This window comes from Leifsonia naganoensis (genome assembly GCF_013410615.1).
Classification (GTDB): domain Bacteria; phylum Actinomycetota; class Actinomycetes; order Actinomycetales; family Microbacteriaceae; genus Leifsonia; species Leifsonia aquatica.
This window is the reverse complement of record NZ_JACCHJ010000001.1, coordinates 2,007,680-2,027,465: the sequence shown is the minus strand read 5'-3', so window position 1 is coordinate 2,027,465 and position 19,786 is coordinate 2,007,680. Positions and strand designations below refer to the sequence as shown.

Annotated in this window: 22 protein-coding genes; 8 read left to right on the top strand and 14 right to left on the bottom strand. The window is 69.0% G+C overall.

Features of this window, described 5'->3' with window-relative positions:
- Window positions 1–170 precede the first annotated feature (170 nt).
- From HNR14_RS09895 to HNR14_RS09875, 5 genes are all read right to left on the bottom strand, one after another.
- Window positions 171–1,613 carry a GGDEF domain-containing protein gene (locus HNR14_RS09895; RefSeq protein WP_179700899.1) on the bottom strand — a complete coding sequence of 481 codons (1,443 nt, stop codon included), beginning with the start codon at window positions 1,611–1,613 and terminating at the stop codon, window positions 171–173.
- 86 nt (window positions 1,614–1,699) lie between these two features.
- A complete protein-coding gene (locus HNR14_RS09890) occupies window positions 1,700–2,359 on the bottom strand; it encodes a GntR family transcriptional regulator (protein WP_343064451.1) in 660 nt (219 codons plus the stop codon).
- A gap of 247 nt (window positions 2,360–2,606) precedes the next feature.
- Window positions 2,607–4,862 carry an Ig-like domain-containing protein gene (locus tag HNR14_RS09885; RefSeq protein WP_179700898.1) on the bottom strand — a complete coding sequence of 752 codons (2,256 nt, stop codon included), beginning with the start codon at window positions 4,860–4,862 and terminating at the stop codon, window positions 2,607–2,609.
- Between the two features lie 501 nt (window positions 4,863–5,363).
- Entirely contained in the window at window positions 5,364–5,873 is a 510-nt protein-coding gene (locus HNR14_RS09880) for a hypothetical protein (protein WP_179700897.1), read from the bottom strand.
- 507 nt (window positions 5,874–6,380) lie between these two features.
- On the bottom strand, window positions 6,381–7,079 hold the full coding sequence (locus tag HNR14_RS09875) for a GntR family transcriptional regulator (RefSeq protein ID WP_246311555.1): 699 nt from the start codon (window positions 7,077–7,079) through the stop codon (window positions 6,381–6,383).
- A gap of 218 nt (window positions 7,080–7,297) precedes the next feature.
- Between HNR14_RS09875 and HNR14_RS09870 the strand changes: the two genes are divergently transcribed.
- The 3 genes from HNR14_RS09870 (at window position 7,298) to HNR14_RS09860 (ending at window position 9,546) form a co-directional block, all read left to right on the top strand.
- Complete coding sequence (locus HNR14_RS09870) at window positions 7,298–8,008, top strand: GAP family protein (protein ID WP_281371282.1); 711 nt, start codon at window positions 7,298–7,300, stop codon at window positions 8,006–8,008.
- Window positions 8,009–8,051: 43 nt separating this feature from the next.
- Entirely contained in the window at window positions 8,052–9,086 is a 1,035-nt protein-coding gene (locus HNR14_RS09865; protein ID WP_179700894.1) for a linear amide C-N hydrolase, read from the top strand.
- 274 nt (window positions 9,087–9,360) lie between these two features.
- The gene (locus HNR14_RS09860) at window positions 9,361–9,546 is read left to right on the top strand and encodes a hypothetical protein (protein ID WP_179700893.1); all 186 of its coding nucleotides are present in this window, start codon (window positions 9,361–9,363) and stop codon (window positions 9,544–9,546) included.
- A gap of 37 nt (window positions 9,547–9,583) precedes the next feature.
- Here the strand turns inward: HNR14_RS09860 and HNR14_RS09855 are convergent, their stop codons facing one another.
- The gene (locus HNR14_RS09855; protein WP_179700892.1) at window positions 9,584–10,180 is read right to left on the bottom strand and encodes a DUF998 domain-containing protein; all 597 of its coding nucleotides are present in this window, start codon (window positions 10,178–10,180) and stop codon (window positions 9,584–9,586) included.
- Between the two features lie 6 nt (window positions 10,181–10,186).
- On the bottom strand, window positions 10,187–10,612 hold the full coding sequence (locus tag HNR14_RS09850) for a DUF5684 domain-containing protein (RefSeq protein WP_179700891.1): 426 nt from the start codon (window positions 10,610–10,612) through the stop codon (window positions 10,187–10,189).
- Window positions 10,613–10,707: 95 nt separating this feature from the next.
- On the opposite strand from HNR14_RS09850, the gene HNR14_RS09845 reads away from it, so the two are divergent.
- Entirely contained in the window at window positions 10,708–11,496 is a 789-nt protein-coding gene (locus tag HNR14_RS09845; RefSeq protein WP_179700890.1) for an SDR family NAD(P)-dependent oxidoreductase, read from the top strand.
- Window positions 11,497–11,574: 78 nt separating this feature from the next.
- On the opposite strand, the gene HNR14_RS09840 is transcribed toward HNR14_RS09845, so the two are convergent.
- Window positions 11,575–11,754: a hypothetical protein gene (locus HNR14_RS09840; protein WP_179700889.1), complete on the bottom strand. Its 180-nt coding sequence runs from the start codon at window positions 11,752–11,754 to the stop codon at window positions 11,575–11,577.
- A gap of 135 nt (window positions 11,755–11,889) precedes the next feature.
- Between HNR14_RS09840 and HNR14_RS09835 the strand changes: the two genes are divergently transcribed.
- The gene (locus HNR14_RS09835; RefSeq protein ID WP_179700888.1) at window positions 11,890–13,365 is read left to right on the top strand and encodes a dGTP triphosphohydrolase; all 1,476 of its coding nucleotides are present in this window, start codon (window positions 11,890–11,892) and stop codon (window positions 13,363–13,365) included.
- Here HNR14_RS09835 and HNR14_RS09830 read toward each other — a convergent pair.
- The 4 genes from HNR14_RS09830 to corA form a co-directional block, all read right to left on the bottom strand.
- Entirely contained in the window at window positions 13,362–14,138 is a 777-nt protein-coding gene (locus tag HNR14_RS09830) for a hypothetical protein (protein ID WP_179700887.1), read from the bottom strand. The genes HNR14_RS09835 and HNR14_RS09830 overlap by 4 nt on opposite strands.
- A 13-nt stretch (window positions 14,139–14,151) precedes the next feature.
- A complete protein-coding gene (locus HNR14_RS09825; RefSeq protein WP_179700886.1) occupies window positions 14,152–14,868 on the bottom strand; it encodes an RES domain-containing protein in 717 nt (238 codons plus the stop codon).
- Entirely contained in the window at window positions 14,868–15,254 is a 387-nt protein-coding gene (locus HNR14_RS09820) for a hypothetical protein (protein ID WP_218875008.1), read from the bottom strand. Before HNR14_RS09820 ends, HNR14_RS09825 begins: the two co-directional genes overlap by 1 nt.
- Before the next feature lie 273 nt (window positions 15,255–15,527).
- Window positions 15,528–16,496 carry a magnesium/cobalt transporter CorA gene (corA, locus tag HNR14_RS09815; RefSeq protein ID WP_021764626.1) on the bottom strand — a complete coding sequence of 323 codons (969 nt, stop codon included), beginning with the start codon at window positions 16,494–16,496 and terminating at the stop codon, window positions 15,528–15,530.
- 90 nt (window positions 16,497–16,586) lie between these two features.
- On the opposite strand from corA, the gene HNR14_RS09810 reads away from it, so the two are divergent.
- From HNR14_RS09810 to HNR14_RS09800, 3 genes are all read left to right on the top strand, one after another.
- On the top strand, window positions 16,587–17,153 hold the full coding sequence (locus tag HNR14_RS09810) for a putative immunity protein (protein ID WP_179700885.1): 567 nt from the start codon (window positions 16,587–16,589) through the stop codon (window positions 17,151–17,153).
- 76 nt (window positions 17,154–17,229) lie between these two features.
- The gene (locus tag HNR14_RS09805) at window positions 17,230–17,682 is read left to right on the top strand and encodes a helix-turn-helix domain-containing protein (protein ID WP_179700884.1); all 453 of its coding nucleotides are present in this window, start codon (window positions 17,230–17,232) and stop codon (window positions 17,680–17,682) included.
- A gap of 13 nt (window positions 17,683–17,695) precedes the next feature.
- Window positions 17,696–18,238 (top strand): PIN domain-containing protein, encoded by a 543-nt coding sequence (locus HNR14_RS09800; RefSeq protein WP_179700883.1) that lies wholly within the window; start codon window positions 17,696–17,698, stop codon window positions 18,236–18,238.
- A gap of 41 nt (window positions 18,239–18,279) precedes the next feature.
- On the opposite strand, the gene HNR14_RS09795 is transcribed toward HNR14_RS09800, so the two are convergent.
- Both HNR14_RS09795 and HNR14_RS09790 read right to left on the bottom strand, forming a co-directional pair.
- On the bottom strand, window positions 18,280–18,954 hold the full coding sequence (locus tag HNR14_RS09795) for a phosphatase PAP2 family protein (RefSeq protein ID WP_179700882.1): 675 nt from the start codon (window positions 18,952–18,954) through the stop codon (window positions 18,280–18,282).
- A 34-nt stretch (window positions 18,955–18,988) separates the two neighbouring features.
- Entirely contained in the window at window positions 18,989–19,765 is a 777-nt protein-coding gene (locus HNR14_RS09790; RefSeq protein ID WP_246311554.1) for a COG4705 family protein, read from the bottom strand.
- Window positions 19,766–19,786: the final 21 nt, after the last annotated feature.

The window sequence follows — 19,786 nt, the reverse complement described above, 5'->3', positions numbered from 1 at the left end:
ACAGCTGACCGTCGCGGTCCGGTCCGACGTACAGGTCGGGGGCGAGCCCTCCAGTACGGCCGTCGTCGAACGGACAAGTGTACTACACAATCAGCGCTTTCTGTACTACATTTATTGATGCGCCACCGTTGACCATCGATCGTCCCGCGCCGCATGTCACGGCCGCGACGTCAGCTCCCCGGGACCCGTTCGCGCGGGGAGATCGATGTCGGGTCGACGACCTCGAGCCGCTGCGAGTGCTGGCGGCCGTGGTAGACGACAGCCTGGTCGCCGCCGCTCCGCTTCGCCGCGTACATCGCCTGGTCGGCGAGGCGGATGAGATAGTCGACCGGCTGGTCGGCCATGTGACCGTCGGTGATCGCGATGCCGACGCTCGCCGTGATCGTCAGCCCGCGGGGGATGCCCTCGATCTTCTCGGCGATGGCGGCTCGCGCGCGGTCGGCGAGCTCGAGCGCGTCGGAGGTGTCCGCGACCTGGAGGGCGACGACGAATTCGTCGCCGCCGTAGCGGGCGATCTCGTCCTCGGCGCGGAAGACGCGCGTCAGACGCTCCGCCACCACCCTGAGGACCTCATCCCCCGCGGCGTGGCCCAGCGAGTCGTTGACGGCCTTGAACCCGTCGAGGTCGACGAAGAGCACGGCGACCTGATCGGCCTGCGCACGTTCTCTCCGCTGTAGGTTCTGATCGAAGAGCCGCCGGTTCGACAGCCCGGTGACCTCGTCGAGCATCGCCGCGCGCCGCAACCGCTCCTCCAGGCGCAACCGCACCAGGACCTGCCCGGCGAGCTCGGCCAGCGCCTCGGCCAACGGCACCGCCTGGTCGTCGAAGGTTCGGGGCTGATCGAAGTAGCACGCGAAAGCCCCGAACGGGGTCCCGTCCTCGATGATCGGAGCGCCGATGACCGAGAAAACGCCGGACCGCCTGAACACGTCGCTCAACCCGATGTCCGGCGCGACCAGATCGGCGTCCTCGGGGGATTCGATCGTCACCACCCGTCCGAGCGCGACCGTCATCCCCGCTCGGGGCGGTGCGTCGGCCGGCCACTCGGACGCGAGCAGATTCTCCCCGGCGACGAGCTCGTAGCGTCCCGGTTCGCCGGTGTGCACGCTGCACGCGGTCGCGTTGAACGCGCGCCGCGCGGTCTCCGAGAGGAGCTCGCCGAGTTCGAGCTCGGAGCGCGTCTTGGCGAACGCGACGGATGCCGAGAGCAGCAACTGCAGTCGGTCGCTCTCGCGTTGGCCGAGGGCCTGCGTCCGTTCGCCGACGGCGGCCAGTTCCGGATCGAAGGCGACGATCGTGCGACCACCCGACACCCGCACCGCGCGGATCACCACCGAGCTCCGCGTCCCTTGATACCCGTGGGCGGTGCTGCCCAGGCGGATACCCCCGGGATTGCCCGTCGCCAGCGCTGCCGACAGCTCCCCCTCGTCGACGCCGAGGACGGTCGCGAGCGGCGTGCCGACCAGCTCGGCAGCGGGGCGCGCAGCCCACACCTCCAACGCCACGTTGGCATCCAGCACGACGTGAGACCGGTCGATCAGGGCTCGCGGAAAGGGTTGCATGCGCGCGACTTCGCCGAAGTCGATGTCGACGTCGATGTCGTTCAACGGCATGGCAACTCACGGCTCATGAGTAGAGCGTGGCGGGCGGCCCCGCAATCGTCAAGTTCTCGCAGAATCCCACGTGGCGCCGGGCTCGGTCAGATCATCGCCGTATGCATCGTCTCGGCGGCGAGCCGGGCCCGCTGCGCATCCCGCACGGCGAGGGCGACCTTGAGCTCCTCCGTGGCCTCTGCTACCTCGTCGAGACGACGAGCATCCAGTGTTCGCACGACCATCTCGATCGGGGTCTGGAAATAGAACGCGTCGAGATCGCTCAGCGCCCATCGTCTGTAGGCCTCGTTCTCCCCCGCCGCGTCCACCGCGCGAAACAGGCTGAGGAAGCCGTCGCGAATTGCGATCTCATCCCGGCCCCAGATGCACTCGATCAGCTCGTCGCACCTGCGCTGCAACCTTGCGATCGCCGTCTCGGACAGTGTGGGAACGGCTAACAGCACAGCCCCGCCGTGCAGTACGGCCAGGGCCTGGAGAGACGGTGCAGCGTTCGATCCGATTCGCCTGGCCACACGGGTGTAGCGGTTCGGATAGGTCTCGATGAGGCCGATGCGAGCCAGGTCGTTGATCGCCTCCCGCAGCGGCGTCCGGGAGACCTCCAACCACTCGACGAGCTCTGCGTCGCGGAGGATCTCCCCCGGCAAGAACGTTCCGTCCAGGATGGCGTCGCGCAACCGGTCGCGGACGACGTCCTTGAGTAGAGCGCGTTCGACGGTGACGGAAGCCAGTCTGCGAGGTGCGGGCACGAGGTCCTCCGAATGTAAAGGCGGCGTACGGCTTGTCGGTCGACGGCCGCACCTGCACTCTCGCGGGTGCGGCCGTCGGGTGGAGCCTGCCCATTCCTGAGGCGCTCCGTGCCGACGAGTGACCGCTCACTCGACGGCGGCGCGGTGCCGGAAGAACAAGACGGCGACCGCGGGTGGGTGAAGTGTGGGGGGTGGGCGGACACGGTGTGTGTCCGCCCACCGGGGTGACCCTGAGGGTCGGGTGGTGCTAGTTGGTGCTGGCGGTGCGGCGGCGGCGGACCAGCAGGACCGATCCGGCCGCGGCCAGGAGTGCCAGGGCGGCACCGCCGGCGATCGCCGGGTCCATCAGCGGGGTCGCCTCGTCAGCCATCACGACCACGATCGCGCCGAGGTCGATGACCTTCTGCTCCCCACCGGGGAGGGTGAGGTCGGCGGTGAGGTTGTTCGGCCCCTGGGGCAGACCGGTAACGGTCGTGGACCAGTTGCCCTCGCTGTCGATCTCGGCCTGGCCGACGGTGTTGCCGTCCTGGTCGGTCAGCACGACGGTGGTGCCGGGCTCACCGGTTCCAGTGAACGTCGTGCCGTTCTTGATGTTGCCGGAGTCCTGCGACAGATTCGGGGTCACGACCACGAAGTCGGCAACCTTCGGGGTGTCGTCGACGACCTTCAGGCCATCCAGGACAACGCTCTGGCCGCCGGCGGTGACGGTGATCGGGGCGGAACCCTCGGGAACCTTCACACTCGTGGTCCACTCGCCGTTGTCGCCGACAGTGGTCTCGCCGAGGACGGTGCCGTCCTTGTCGGTGATGACGACCGTCTCGCCCGCCTGACCGGTGCCGGTGAACTCGGCACCATTGGTGCCGATCGTGGCATCCGCCTTCGGGGTGGTCACCTCGAGCTTCGCAACCACGTTCAGGTCATCGATGGTGACGGTCTGGTCGCCGGACTCGATGGTGACGCTGCCGCCGCCGGGGAGGGGGACGGTGGTGTTCCAGCTGCCATCGGGGTTGACCGTGGTCTCACCGATCGTCTTGCCATCGGCGTCCTTGATAACGACCTTGTCGCCAGGCTCACCCGAGCCCTCGAACGTCACATCCGGACCCACGACCTTGTCGCCGGCCTTCGGAGACGTGACATCCAGCGGAGCCGCCACGACGATGTCATCGATCGTGACCTTCTGGTCACCGGACTCGACCGTCACCGAACCACCCTCGGGGAGCGGAACCGTGACATCCCAGCTGCCATCGGGGTTGACCGTGGTCTCACCGATCGTCGTGCCATCGGCGTCCTTGATGACGACCTTGTCGCCAGGCTGACCGGTGCCATCGAACGTCACATCCGGACCCACGACCTTGTCGCCGGCCTTCGGAGACGTGACATCCAGCGGAGCCGCCACGACGATGTCATCGATCGTGACCTTCTGGTCACCGGACTCGACCGTCACCGAACCACCCTCGGGGAGCGGAACCGTGACATCCCAGCTGCCATCGGGGTTGACCGTGGTCTCACCGATCGTCGTGCCATCGGCGTCCTTGATAACGACCGTCTCGCCAGGCTGACCGGTGCCATCGAACGTCACATCCGGACCCACGACCTTGTCGCCGGCCTTCGGAGACGTGACATCCAGCGGAGCCCCCACGACGATGTCATCGATCGTGACCTTCTGGTCACCGGACTCGACCGTCACCGAACCACCCTCGGGGAGCGGAACCGTGACATCCCAGCTGCCATCGGGGTTGACCGTGGTCTCACCGATCGTCGTGCCATCGGCGTCCTTGATAACGACCTTGTCGCCAGGCTGACCGGTGCCATCGAACGTCACATCCGGACCCACGACCTTGTCGCCGGCCTTCGGAGACGTGACCTCGAGCTTCGCGGCCACCTTCAGGTCGTCGATGACGACGGTCCGGGATTCGGTGTTGACGCTCGCCGAGGTCGAACCCTCGGGGAGGACGACGGTCAGCGTGTACGAGCCATCGCCCAGAGCTTCCGTCGTGCCGACGACGGTGCCGTTCGCGTCCTTGACCGTGATGGTGGCACCCGGCTCGGCGGTGCCGGAGAACTCGACGCCCGCACCGACCACAGTCGAGCCGGGGGTGGGCGAGGTGACGACGAGCGGAGCGGTGTCGTTGATCACGAGTCCGGACCAGACGGCCGACTTCGTCCCGGACGTGAACGTCAGGTTCGCCGCCCCCTCTGGAAGGGCGAGAGTGACCGTGAACGCACCCGTCGCATCCGTCGACGTCGTACCGATCGCAGCGCCGGTGGCGTCGGTGATCTTCACCGTCGAGTTCGGTGTCGCCTTTCCGGTGAAGGTGGCGCCCGTGGTTCCCACCATCTCGCCCGCCGCGGGGGACGTGATGACGACGTCATCGGACACCGGGCTTACGAGTGCGCCGGCAACCATCCATCCCGAGTTGGCGGGGAGGTTTGGAGCGGTGTAGTCGAAGGCCCCGGTTATCACGTTGAACCCGAGGTAGGTCTGGTTATCGTAGTAGGACACGAAGGCCGCGATGGTGGGACCGCCTGGGATAGCCAGCCCCGCTTTCACCCCTTTGAAGAGCTGAATGTCGGCGGTGGGGTCGCAGGTCGCGTAGGTGGCGCCTCGCGTAACGCACTTCCCGAACTGCGCGGACCCGGGGGTCACATTCTTGACCAGCCCTCTGGCGCCCAACGCCGGGAATTCGAAGGTTCCTGCGTTCGGGTTCGCTGCGGCGAGGGCCGCCGTCGTCGCGGTGGTCGTGGGGGTTGTCGTGCTGCCGGCGGCAGCGATGTAGCCGTAGCCCGCCCGGTACTGGATCAGTGGGCCCGTGAGCTGGGTCCCGGATGGGGACGCAGCGGACGCAGGCGCGGCCGCCAGCATCCCGCCGACCGCTAGGGCAGCGGCGGTTCCGGCCGCGGCGATACCGCGACCGACCTTTCGTGACATTTTCATTGACGTGCCTTTCATCGGGAGTGCCGGTCTGACCGGCTGATGGCGCCACAGTGTCGTGGCAGGGAGCTTCTACGCCGTGCGTGCGCGTCGCGCGGTTCGCACGGCGAAGAAGAAGCAGGTGACGACGCCGAGGGCGGCGACGATCATCGCCGCCAGGCCGATCGGATGGTTGAGGGGGTAGGCACCCTGCTGGGCGGAGGTGCCGATGACGAATGCGCTGACCAGGAGGCGAAGCTGGCCCCCGATGACGAGGGCGAGGACCCCGGCCGCGGTGATCGCCAGCCCGCGCGACCAGGTCAACCGACCAGCCGCGACCAACACACCGCCGATGACGGCGATCCCCGCGACGAACACGGCCGAGCCGGTGAACGCAGTGACCTGGCCGGCGAACCAGCCGTGCCCCAGGGTGAAGCCGATCACCGGGTCGCCACCGGTCCAGGCGACCATGGTGTCGGTCGCGAACGTCATCCCAGCGACAGCGGCCGCGAGCTGCGTCTCCAGGACACGGACGGCATGCTCCGACACCACAGCGAGGACGCCGAACACGATCAGCAGACCACCCACGACCCACCGGGGCATGGAACTCCCACCAGTACGGGGAAGCCGGCGTCCGGCCGTCTCGGTGGTGATCCGTTCGGATCTGGATTCGAATGTCATGGATGTCTTCGTCACGCGCGTCTTCTTCCGGGTCGGGTCCGCCGTCGAGCGGGTGCGGGTGGTGCTGATCGGAGCGCACGGGTTACGCAGCTCGCAGCCCGTCGGAGCACGTTGAAGCGGCGGGCGGTTCTTCGCTCGACCGCCGGCCGGCAACGGCAGTTGGATGATGTGCGTCAGAACCCCGGAAAGCGGTACGGGTTCGCGCAGAAGAAGGCTATGCAGCCACGCTCGCGGCATCAGCGAGTTCCGGGCACAACGAGTAGCGCTCGACGAATAGCTCGGGGAGCGCCCGCTGCGAACTCAGTAGTCGCGGCTCCCTACCTCAGCACCCGAGCCCCAACGCCCCTGGGTGATTCCGGGCCGCTCAAGCGCCGAGATCCGCGATTCTGCGGGATTCTGGCCCGTCATTCTGCGGAGTTCGGACTTATATCATGCCGTCATTGTGGGTTCAGTAGTTGGCCCAGGTCCACCATCATGCTGATATTTCGGGATGTCGCTAGTGACGTCGGGCACCCATCCCATGAAGACTTCCTCCGTCGCATCACGGGCGGCGCGCACGTCTCCGGCCGCGATAGCGGCGCCCAGAGCCTCTATGGCGGCCGCGAACCGTGGAAGCGCGCTTTCACCACCTGAGGCATGAAAGACGGATTCGGTCTGCGTGATGAATCCGAGTCCGTCGGTCGGACTGCTGACCCGATCGCTGTACAGCTGATTGGTCGACAGCCTGAGGAACTCCCTGAACAGCGGGAGGAATCTGGCACCGATGGCCTCGAGGTCGCCTGCTCTGAGAACCTCCGCGAGTTCGGTGCAGCGCTCTTGCAGCTGCAGTTTCGTCTCAGGCGGAAGGCCAGGAAGGGCGAACCGAATGGCGCCGGCGAACAGGGTTCCCATCGCGTGCGTCGCGCTGACGACGCTCGCCTCGTCGGGCGTCGCCACACGCGTGTAACGGTTCGACGCCGTCTCGATCAGGCCTTCGCGAGCGAGATCGTCCAGCGCTGCCCGGATCGGCGTGCGCGAGACGCCGAGCCATTCGGAGAGCTCCGCATCGCGGAGGACTTCACCGTTGCGGAAGGTGCCGTCCCGGATCGCCTCGCGAATGCGTGAGCGTACGACGTCCTTGAGCAGCATCCGCTGAGAATTGATGGGTTCGGTCCGGGAAGGGACGGGCATGCTCTCTCCTGCCGCTAGCGGCGTCCTCGGGACCAGAGAGCCATGATGGGAGACCGGCGGGACCCCTCGCGACGAACCGTACCGCTATTGAACCACCGCGGGGGCCGGGGTCGAAGACCGCATTCGGCCGCCGATATCGGCCATTCGGTGTGCGCGGACGAGCGGATACGTTCGGAATGCGCAGACGGACGGCGGAGCGGAGGTCGCACGTGCTCGGAGTCCTCGCAGATCTCCTCACCATCGGGGTCGGAGTGACGATCAGCCCTCTCGCGATCGTCGCCGTCATCATCATGGCGACCTCGGGCAAAGGACGGTCCAACGGAACCGCGTTCGTGCTCGGCTGCTACCTCTTCACGGTGGTGTTCGTCGCCGCGCTCGTCGTCATCGGCCGAGCCTCCCGCACCGAGGACCCGAAGTCCGGTCCGCACCTCATCGTCGACATCCTCGAGATCGTCCTCGGCGCAGCCCTGCTCGTCCTCGCCGTCCTTCAGTGGCGGAAGCGGAACAGCGTCGACGTGCCGAAGTGGATGCAGGGACTCGACCGGCTCACCATCGCCAAGGCCTTCATCCTCGGGATCCTCATCTCCGGGCCGCTGTCGCCCAAGGACATCCCGCTGCTCATCTCCGCGGGCGGCCGGATCTCCCAGTCCCCGATCCCGCCCGGTCAGATCGCCGCCGTCATCCTGATCTTCGCCGCCATCGCCGTCACCGCGGTGTCCGTCCCCTGGCTCATCAGCGTCGTGTCGCCCACGAAGGTCGAGCTGCGCCTGAGCGGGACGCGACAGTGGCTGATCACCAATCACGCGGTGATCATGGTGATCCTCTTCCTCCTCCTCGGCGTGAAACTCATCGGCGCCGGCATCCTCGACCTCGCCGGATCGTCATGACGCGCGCCGATCACCGGAACGACCCCAATGAAAGGAGCACGACATGTGCACACGAGTGATCTGGCCCGATGCGAACGGAGCCGTGATCGTCGGCCGGAACATGGACTACCGCCGCGACCTCGGAACCAACCTGTGGAAGCTCCCGCGCGGCGTGACCCGCGACGACGGGGTCAACGGCCGGCTCACCTGGACGTCGACGTACGGAAGCGTCGTCGCCGCGGCCTTCGACATCATCAGCGTCGACGGGCTCAACGAGGCGGGTCTCGCCGGGCACGTGCTGTGGCTCGCCGAATCGGCGTACGGCGAACCCGACGGCGAACGCGTCGCGCTCAGCCAGGCGGTCTGGCTGCAGTACTTCCTCGACAACTTCGCCACCGTCGCGGAGGCCGTCGACTGGGTCGAGACCTATCAGGTGCAGGTCGTGCGGCTCGCCGACCCGGCCACGGGGGAGGTGCCGGCGATCCACCTCGCGCTGGATGACGCCACGGGCGACTCGGCGATCATCGAGTACATCGACGGTGAGGCCGTCATCCATCACAGCCGCGACTACCTCGTGATGACGAACTCCCCGACGTACGATCAACAGCTCGAGCTCGTACGGCAGTACGAGGGGCTCGGGGGAGACAAGGACATCCCGGGCTCGACCCTCGCCGCCCATCGATTCGCCCGGGCCTCCTACTACGTCGGGCGTCTGGCCCGGCCGGAGACGCAGCTGCAGGCCATCGCGGCGATGTTCAGCGTCATCCGCAACGCCGCTCAGCCGTTCCGCACCCCGGACCCCGGCAAGCCCGACGCGTCGCAGACGATCTGGCAGGTGGTCGCCGACCTGACGAACAAGCGGTACGTCTTCGAGTCGACGACGCGGCCGAACACGGTCTGGGTCGACTTCGCCGACCTCGACTTCTCCGAAGGTTCCCCCCAGCTCAAGCTCGATCTGCAAGGGAAGCTTGCGCTGGAAGGGGGGATCGCCGGGAACGTGAGCCGCCATTTCGAGGACGACGGCCCGATGACGTTCCTCAGCCTCGCCCTGCTCCGGGACCTGCAGTCGGGGTCTGCCGCGGCACGGACGAGTGGCTGAGGGCAGCGCCGCTCTGCATGGACCGCACCCCGAGTCAAGGGGTTCCAGCTCCGCGAGCTCTCCTTTAGCGTCCTCTCAACGGCGCCCCAGACCCCGGTGCCATCGATGCGGGGTTCGCGCGCCCAGATGCAGATCGGCGGCGCGCAGTGACCACAGTCAAGCCATCCCGACCGGATTTCGTCTGCCCTCGCCCGGCTCGGGCCCATCCGCCGCTGCCCGTCTCCTCCTGCGTGGCCCCCCTCAGCCAGGAGCGGGGCCGATCATGCAATGGGTCGTGACGACCTCCACGCTGCACCTCCCCGAGTACGGATTGGTCACCTGCGTCGTCGAGACCAGCACCCATCCCTCGACCGGTTCTCGGCTCGTCGTGGTGCGATCCATCCTCGGCCCGGACAACCGGGCCGTCCCGCCGCACCTGTGGGTACGCGCCGAGAAGACCCTGCGCGACCGGCTCAGTTGAGCGCCATCCCGGAGACCGACGGAGCGAGACGTTCGGTCTAGCGACCCATCAACGCGATCGCCGTGGTGGCGAGCGACGCGAGCATCCCGGCATAGATGAGCCGCTCGGCGAGGCCGAAGATCGGACGCAGGGCGCGGATCACGGAGGCGAGGATGGTGAGCGCACTCGCGACCGTCGTGATCCAGCCCAGCGTCGTCGCGACGGGCGCGATCGTGCCGAGCCCGTCGGTGGAGCCGAACGCGATCCCGACCATGAAGCCGCCGACCGAGGCCGCGGCGAACGCGCCGAACGCCAGCAGGTTGTGGGTGCGCCCGGTGGAGGTGCGCGCGGCGCCTTCCGCATCCATCGGCACCCAGCTGATGACGGCTCGCGTCACGGCCAGCACGGCGAGCGCGACCACGGCACCCGTCGCCGCGACGACCTCGGCCACGGGCAGCGCGACGGCGAGCGCAGCCGCGGAGACGGCCGTGCCCAGGGTCTGTGCGCGGTAGAGGAGGCTGAAGCGCGAGATCCCGTACGCACTGACCGGATCGCGCAGGGGCGACAGCCCGCTCGGGGCGAGGTGCAGGACGACGAGGGCGCCGAGGGTAACCGCGACTCCGGCGAGCGCGACGACGCAGAGGACGGCGAGCACGGCGCCTCAGACCGCAGGCGCCGTGGGCGCGCCCGGGGCGGCCGGCGCCGCGTAACCGGACGGCGGGACGATCGGCGTGTGCTTCGGGTTCCAGCGCGAGCCGTCCCAGGCGAGGATCCCGTACCAGACCGGCGTGAGCAGGATCGCGAGCAGGTAGAAGACACCGGGCTTGCCGAAGCCGCTCTGGATCCTGACCCCGGCGATGATGAGGAACACCAGGTAGATCAGCGTGCCGACGAACGGGATCAACCCGATGAGCACCAGCCAGCCGCGCTGGCCGCCCAACTGCAACAGCCTCCACATGTTGAAAAGCGGCACCCACGCGGGCCACGCCTTCAGGCCCGCCTTGCGGAAGATCCCCATCAGCGCGAAGCCGTAGAAGAGGTAGGCGACGAGGCCGCTCACCGCCGACCACGAGTACGCCATCGTCATGTCCGCCGTCGTCGACGCATCCACCGTGTTCCCCCGACCCGGGCGCGCCCCGTGCGCGCACTCGCGACCAGTATGCCGCGAAGTATGGTCGCAGCATGAGCTTCGTTTCGGCCTCCACGACCCGCACCCCCTTCGATCTGACCGGCTCGCGCGCCCTCGTCACGGCTGCGAGCCGCGGCCTGGGCCGGGAGATCGCGCTCGAACTCGCCGGACAGGGGGCGGATGTGGTGATCGGCGTGCGCGACCCGGACGGATCTGCGGGGCTCGTCGACGAGCTCACCGCGTTCGGGGTGCGCGCGACGGCGATCCGCCTGGACGTCCTCGACCTCGCCGCGAGCCGCGCCGCCATCGATGCGGCCACCGCGGAGTTCGGACCGTTCGACATCCTGGTCAACAACGCCGGCGGCGGTGTCGACGCGCCCGCGCTCGAGATCACCGAGGAGGACTTCGACCGCGTCTGGCAGCTCAACACCCGGTCGACCTTCTTCCTCTCCCAGCACGTCGCGAAGAGCATGCTGGCGAACGGCGGAGGAGCGATCGTGAACGTCGCGTCGCAGGCCGGGCTCGTCGCCCTGCCCGGGGAGGCGTCCTATTGCGCCGCCAAGGCCGCGGTCGTGCACCTCACCCGCTGCCTGGCGGTCGAGTGGGGCGAGTACGGCATCCGCGTCAACGCCGTCGCGCCGACCTTCATCGAGACGGACGGCACCGCCGCCGCCCTCTCCGACGACGCCTTCCGCGCCGACACGATCGACCGGATCGCCGCCCTGCACCGCATCGGGGTGCCCGCCGAGGTGTCGGGTGCGGTGGCGTTCCTGGCCTCGCCCGCGGCCTCCCTCGTCACCGGCCAGACCCTCGCGATCGACGGAGGCTGGACGGCGCGCTGACGCGGGGCGGCCGCGGGCGTCGCGAGTCCCGCCTTCGCTCCGTCGCTCCGTCGCTCCGTCGCTCCGTCGCTCCGTCGCTCAGGGACGGTACTCGGGCGGAGGCGGCTCGTAGCCCTTCCTGGCCTGCGGATCGCCGGCGCCGCGGGCATCGCCGAGCGAGCTGCCCACGATCATGAGCGCTCCGACGATACGACTGATCACCGTTCCGATCGCCCGTCCGATGCGGATGAGGACCGAACGCCGTCGCGCCTGTTCCATTGGATCCTCCGATCCTGAGGGTGCCTTCAGGCTAGTGCCGGAGCCGGGCGGCTGTCGCGTCCCGACGGACGGCTCCCGGTGCGCCCCTCGTCGGATCGTGGTACATCTACGGGAAGACCACAGATCGGATACGCCGTGCCCAGAGAGACCCGCCGGTTCGCCGAGCGCGATGCCGAGCCCGAGCAGAGCCCCTTCGTCGTCGACCTCGAGCGGGTGCAGTTCTCGCCCTACTTCTCGCGACTGTCCGCCGTCACGCAGGTGGTGTCGCCGTCGACGGCCGGGGCGCCGGTGCACAACCGGCTCACCCACACGCTGAAGGTCGCGTCGGTCGCGCGCTCCATCGCCGACGGCATCGGGACGAGCGCGGCAGGTCCGTGCGACCCGACCGTCGTGGAGGCCGCAGCAAACGCGCACGACCTCGGGCATCCACCGTTCGGGCACCTCGGCGAGGCCGTGCTCAACCGCATCGCCCGAGACGAGCTCGGGCTGACGGACGGCTTCGAGGGCAACGCCCAGACCTACCGGATCATCGCCTCCCTCGACGTGGTGGAGCACGCCCCGAGCGGGCTCGACCTCACGGCCGCGACGCGCGCGGCGATCGCGAAGTACCCGTGGTCGCCGCGGGTGGACGCGCGGGAGCTGCACCACGCGGACGGGGTGCCGCGCGGTATCCACCGGGTCGGCGCCGACTACGACGTGTTCAAGTACTCCACCTATTTCGTGGACGAGGCCGACCTCGACGAAGCGCGACGGGAGGTGGAGGCCCGCCCCCTGCGGCAGACGGTCGAGGGCGCGATCATGGACATCGCCGACGACATCGCCTACTCGGTGCACGACATCGACGACTTCTACCGGGCCGGCATCCTCGACCACGCGTCGGTCACCGCCGAGTTCCACGGCTGGCTCGACGCCGTTCCGACCTGGGCGATCGCGGACTCCCGCGACCTCGCCGCGAGCAACGCGCCGGGCGCCGCCCTCGAGCGCCTGCGCCGCAAGATCGACCGCGACGATCCCTGGATCGCGACGGACGACGCCTTCTACGACGCGGTCTGGGCGGTCAACGCCGAACTGGTCGACGCGCTCCTCATCCGCCCCTTCGACGGCTCACTCGGGCTCGAGCGCGAGCTGGCCGCCTTCACGGGCCGCTGGATCCGCGGGTTCGTCGATTCGGTGGGGGTGACCCAGGTGGAGTCGCTGCGCACCGGCCCGATCAGCCTCGGCACCGCCGCCTGGCACCGGGTCGAGATCCTCAAGTTCCTGCACCGGCAGTTCGTGCTCAGCCGGCCCGATCTCGCCATCCAGCAGCGGGGGCTCAGCACCGTCATCTCGCGCACGGTCCGCTCGCTGATCGAATGGATGGAGGACGAGCACGACCGGCAGCGGGTGCCACGGCGCCTGCGCGAGCTGATCGAACTCGCCCGTGAGGACTACTCCGCGATGGACCAGGCGCGCTACCGCGCGATCGCCGCCTGGCGGCCCGTCGACGACCTCGCCCGCGGTCGCGGCGTGATCGACTACGTGGCGTCGCTCTCCGACGCGCAGGCGGCCGACCTCTCCGACGCGCTGTCGGGCCGTGGTGACCGCATCTGGTCGCTCGGGCACCGCGTCTAGCGGTTCCCCCGCTGCACGCGCGCCGGGCGACGGCGCTGCCCGGTGGGCGGGTGCGAGAGCGAGATCACGCCCGCCCCCTGAGCACCGCGGCTGAAGACGACCCAGCGCTCGCCGTCCGTCGTCTCGAACACCCACTGACGCTCCGAGCGGGGGTCGCGGGTCCAGACCCGTGCGAGGTCGGCGGTCGCGCCACCGGTCGCCGACGTCCACGCTGCAAGCAGCTCGGGCGGCACGCCGGCGGCGATGTCGGCCGCGCCGGTCAGGACGCGGGTCTCGCCGCGCGGTCCACCCGGTTGGCGGGTGCGTCCGGGAGCGGCCGGCGCCGGAGTCGTCGGCGCGGGAAGGGGCGGTGCGGGCGTCGTCGGCGCGGGAGTCGTCGGTGCGGGAACCTGCGGCGTCGCCTCCTCCGACGGCTGCGTGCTGTCGACTCCCTCCCCCGCATCGTCGGGCGACGCCAGCGCCGTGGAGAGCTGCTCGTGCAGGTCGGCGATCTGTTCCAGCACGGTGTCCGTGTCGCGCGCGGTGAGCAGGTAGATCATGACGCCGAAGAAGAGCGCCCAGAGTGTCGCCACCAGCCCGACAACCGACGTCGGGCTCCCGTCGCCGCCGAGCAGCACGACGACGACCGTCACGACCACGCCCGCGACGAACGTGACGACGGTGACCCGCCCGGGGAACTTGGCGAGGTGGTCCAGCACCCAGTGGTACAGCCGCGAGTAGCGGGAGGACGGGCCGTCGGTGACGACGACCTCGCCGTCGGAGGAGGCGCTCATGGTCGGGCTCCGTTCAGTCGCGCCAGGTGAGGCGATGGAGGCGCATGGCTCGCATGAGCTCCGCGTCGTCGGGGTCGACGAGTCGGGCGCTGCCCTGCTCGAGGTGACGACTGGCCGGCTCATCGCCGGGGCGCTCGAAAACGCCCCACATCGTCAGCTCGTCCCCGTGGCGAGACGCGAAACGGACACCGTCGATGGCGGTGGCGCCCTCGTCGTCGGTCACGGCGTACAGGTGGCTTGCCACGCGCTGCGTCAGTTCTCGAGGTTCCGCACTTTTCAGCGCCGCTGCGTCGAAGTCGGGGTAACCGAGCCTCAGGGCGAGGGCGACGAAGAGGGGGCGCAGCGCGGCGACCGTTTCCGCGGATCGCACGTCCGCGTGCGGACCGGACAGCCGCGCCGTAGCCACCATGCGGCCGCCGATCCAGTCGCGCGGGATCGATCCGGCGACGGGTACCGGGAAGTCGGCGGCGTCGCGCGGATCCTCCGCGATGCCCGCCAACAGATCCGTCCCGTCCGCGCCGACGTCCGGCCGGGAGTAGGCGAGTACCTCGACGTAGCAGGCGAGCAGGGTGTCCCCCGCGTAGACGGTGCGGAAGACGCCGTTCGCGTCGTCCCAGCGGTTGCGTCCGGCGTACTGCCGATCGACCCACGCCCAGGGGTCGGGAGCGCGACCCACGCGCCAGACGGACGACCCGTCCGCGTCCACGACGGCGACCCGAGGGCCCGGCATCAGGCGCCGACGAAGGCGTTCGCCGCCGCCAGAACCCTCGGCCCGGCGTCTTCGAAGGCGTCCTCGTGCAGAACGCGCGCGGGGGAACGGTCGCCGAGGTGCGGGTTCATGCCCTGGAACCACGTCGGCACCACGGCTTCGCCCTCACTCTGCCCGATCAGCGTCACGACCCGATGCGTCAACCTCAACCGCTCGACCGCAATCGGCGACGGTCGCCGGCCGGCCTCCGCCCACTCGCGAACTGTCCGCGTCTCGGTCACGCCCGCGATGTAGGCGACGAGCTTCGCCCCCAGCGCGCGCCGCAGGTCATCGACGATCTGCGGCACCGTGTGCTTGATCGAGTCGTTGTACGCCTTGAGGCCCGTGGTCGCGAGAGTCGTGCTCATGCCTCCACGGTATCAACGATGACAGTGAATATCCATGCTCCAAAACCACTGTGAATGCCACCGTGGATCCCAATTTTGCGTATCGCGACACGCCCGGGATGCAGCGCGAGGGAACCCTCGCCGCCATCCGGACATTCCCCTATGAGAGCGAAACGTTCAGGGGGACGCCGATCTCACCCGCGACGCCCGCGACAGGGGGTCGGGCCGCACGCGGCCCGGGCATCGCCGAGTGACTGCGGGCCGGTTCGGGGGGACCGGCCCGCAGCACCGTCGTCAGATCCAGTTCTTGCGCTTGAAGACGGCGTAGAGGCCGAAGCCCATGGCCAGCATCAGCAGGATGGCGAACGGGTAGCCGAGCGCCCAGTGAAGCTCGGGCATGATCCGGAAGTTCATGCCGTAGACCGAGGCGACCAGGGTCGGCGTGAAGAGGATGGCCGCCCAGCCGGAGACCTTCTTGACCTCGTCGTTCTGCGACTGCCCGACGAGGGTGGTGTGCACGGTGAGGGCGTTCTGGAGGATCTGGCGGAAGCCGTCTGCGCGCTCGATGACCCGGATGGCGTGGTCCTGCACATCCCGGATCCCGTCGAGGAGCACGTCGTCCGCCCCTCCCGCGGCGAGGGTCTCCCGCAGTGACTGCAGCACATCCCGGAGCGGGTTGACCGCCCGCTGGAACATCATCACCTCGGTGGACAGCTCGTAGATGCGCCGCGAGACGCCGCGGTCGCCGTTGAAGAGCTGGTCCTCGATCTCGTCGATGTCGTTCTCCAGGCCGGCGATGACCGGCGCGTACTCGTCGACGACCTGGTCGAGGATGCCGTAGAGCGCGGCCATGGGCCCGTGGTCCAGCAGCTCGGGCTCGGCCTCCAGCCGGTGGCGGACCGCGCCGAGGTCGGGCGAGTCGAAGTGCCGGACCGTGATGAGGAAGTCGGAGCCGAGGAAGACGTGGACCTCGCCGAACTCGACCTTCTCGGTCTCGTCGACGTAGTTCGCCGGGCGCAGCACGACGAAGGAGGTGCTGCTGTACTTCTCGATCTTGGCCCGCTGGTGGCCGGCGAGCGCGTCCTCCACGGCGAGCGACGGGAGGCCGAACTCGGTGGCGACGGCACCGAGCTCCTGCTCCGTCGGCCGGTAGAGGCCGATCCAGGCGAATCCTCCGCGATCGCGGACGGTCTCGCAGGTGTCCTCCAGCGAGACCGTCGGGGTGCGTTCGCCGTTCACGTACACGGCATTGTCGACGATCATGTGCCTCCTCCCCTGCACCTTACGCCGGGAATCGAGGGCCCAGCTGCGGATGGCGTGCACGCTGCGGACGCGGTATGAGAGTGTGCTCGGGTGGCTTCTTCGCAGTCGTTGAGCGAGCAGGATCGGCGCATCGTCGCCGCCTGGGCGGCGGACTGCGCCGAGCGGGCGCTCGGGCTGTTCGAGGCGGAGGCGCCGGACGACGACCGGCCGCGCGACGCGATCGCGCGCACCCGCGCCTTCGCCCGCGGCGAGCTCGACGCCGCCGGGGAGATCCGGCGTCGATTCGTCGCCGGCCGTGCGGCGCACGCCGTGACCGGACGGGCCGCCATCGCCGCCGCCCGCTCCGCCGCGCAGGCCGCCGGCGTCGCCCACATGGGCGCGCACGCGCTCGGCGCCGCCGCCTACGCCGCCAAGGCTGCCGCTCTCGCCGCACCCGACCGGCCCAACGCGCTCGACGACGAGATCGGCTGGCAGCTGGACCACCTGTCCTCGGATGCGCGCGCTGCGCTCGCACAGCTCCCACCGCTCGGGGAGGACACCGCGGGCCCGCTCGGCCCGGGCCTCCTCGCGCGGGGAGTGCTCGGCTCCGCGATCCGGCGGCTGCAGGCTGAGATCGACACCCCGGCCTCTGGGGACGACGGCCAGCACTTGGTGTGAGTTAAGTGAGTTATGGCGTTTATGGCGGTATTGTCGGTTATTCTGGTGTCCCACGTCGGACCGGTTGGAGGTTGAGATGACGCTCTTGAGCCCGCACGCGACAGAGGCGGTCGTGGATGCGTCGGAGTTGAGCGCGCTGAAGTCAGCCGCGGCCCGAGTGAACGACTCCGTCATTCCTCCCCGGATCCTGATCGGCGAGGAGGTCATCACCCTTCCCAGCGACGTCGTCGACGCCGTTCAGGACCTACTGACACGATTCGCGAACGGCGACAGTGTCGTCATCGGCTCCGCGCGCACTCTGCTGACGACCTCGCAGGTCGCAGACCTTCTCGGGGTATCGCGGTCGTTCGTGGTCCATCTGATCGACGACGGACGGCTCGACTACGAATTCCGCGGGACGCACCGCCGGGTGTCGTTGACCGAGACCATCCGATACCTCGAGGAGTCCAAGCGGGAGCGTCGAGCCAAGCTCGACGCGATCGCCGAGGTGACGGCCGAGACCGGCGGCTACGACGGCGACCCGTTCTGACGTGCCGTTTCGAGTGTTCGTCGACGCCAACGTCCTGGTTCCGGGGCGTTGGCGCGACATCGTCTTGACCCTCGCCGAGGCCGACCTGTTCGAAATCCTCTGGAGCCCCCTTGTGCTTGAGGAAGTCGATCGACACCTTCCCGCCGGTATGGACGCCGAAGCCCGCGCCTTCCTGTTCGGGGCTATGAATGGGGCCTTCCCTGAGGCTCTGGTGGAATGGCCCGGCGCAGTCGATATCGATGTCCGCCTGGACGTGAACGAGAAGGACCGTCATGTGGTTGCCGCGGCGCTCTGGGGCCACGCTGATGTCCTCCTGACCGAGGACGAGAACCTTCACAACGAGGTCAACCGAAGCCACCTCCTCGACGCACAACGCCTGCCGGTGTTTCTCACGTACGCGATCGATGTCTCTCCGACTGAAGCAGTTGCCGCTCTCATCGACATGGCCCGTCGGCGCTGGTTGAGGGACCCCAACGCCACGGACAGCGAGGTGCTGGAACGCCTTCGCGACTACTTCGGCCGCCACGGCTGGCCGACCGGTCTCCTCGGCCCCTGATCCAGTTCGCCCAGAGCGGTCGCTCGGGCCAGTCGAGGACCTCAGACCGTGACGCGCGCCGTCTCCCGCCGCTCGACGAAGACACGCGAGGCGACGAGGTTCCACAGCCCGGCGAACAGCAGCACGCCTCCGACACCGTTGAGCACCGCCCCGACCACGTCGGTGCCGTAGTGCACGCCGAGGTAGAGCCGCGACCACGCCACCACCGCGACGAAGACGGCGCCGATCACGATGACGACAACGCGGGACATGCGGCCACGGCAGACCAGGACGAGCGCCGTCACCAGAGCGGCGGCGAACACCACGTGCCCGCTCGGGTAGCTCAGCGTGGCGGGGCTGACGTGCAGGGTGTGCACGAGGCCGCCGGTCGAGGGACGCGGCTGGGCGACGACCGTCTTGACGACCAGGGTGGTGATCCAGCCGAGACCGGTGACGGCGCAGGCGCCGAGGGCGAGCCTCCACCCGCGCACGAACAGCAGCACGACGAACACGACCAGCAGGATCCCCGCGACGACGACCGGCCGGTCGAGCTCGTCGAGCACCAGCACGATCCCATCGGCGAACGGCGAATGCGCCCGGTTGATCGTGTCGTCGAGGCCGGCGAACCGCAGAGCCGGGGCGGCCTTGGCCGCGAAACCGAGCACGAACGTCACGGCGAAGAGCACGACGGTCCAGACGATCCAGTGGCGCGGGATGCGCAGGAGGGCGGAGTTCACGCAGGTGTCCCTTCGGTTCGGTCGACCAGGACAGTCAAGCGGAGCGCTCCTGAGGAACTTCTAAGGACGCCGCGCTCGACCCTGAGGATCCGCGAGGACGCGCCGACAGCGCCCCCACGCAGGCGACGATCGCCGCGAGCAGCACGAGGCTGACCGGTCCCGTGCCGAGACCCAGGCCGCCGAGCGCGTGGGAGCGCGAGAACCAGTCGGCGAGGGAGGCGCCGAACGGACGGGTGAGCACGTACGAGGTCCAGAATGCGGCCGTCGCGCCCATCCCCCACCACCGGTACGCGACACCGGGGATCACGAACAGCGCCCCGAACAGGATGCCGGCGGCGAGGTAACCCAGGCCGAACGTGACGGCCGTGAGATCGCCGATCGCCGTGCCGAGCGCGAAGGTCGCGAGCACCGCGCACCAGTAGAAGAGCTCGCGCGGGCGGGTGTCGATGCGGTGCACCGAGAGCGTGCGCTGCGTTCCCCACCACAGCGAGAACACCGCCGCGAGCACGACCGCGAACCCGACGGTCGACACGAGGTAGGGCACGCCGAACTGCACGTGCAGCACGTCCGCGACCATCGTGCCGAACACCGCGACCATGAGCACGGCCAGCCAGTAGACCCACGGGATGTACCGGCGCACCGCGAACTGCAGGGCGAGCGCTCCGGCGAAGACGACAAAGGTCACGCCGACCGCGAGATACGGATCGAAGGTCTTCACCAGGAAGTCGGAGGCCGTCTCGCCCATCGCCGTGGTGAGCAGCTTGGTCGCCCAGAAGAGGGCGGTCACCTCGGGAACCGTGTTGCGCAGCATGGGGACAGCATCGGCGGACGG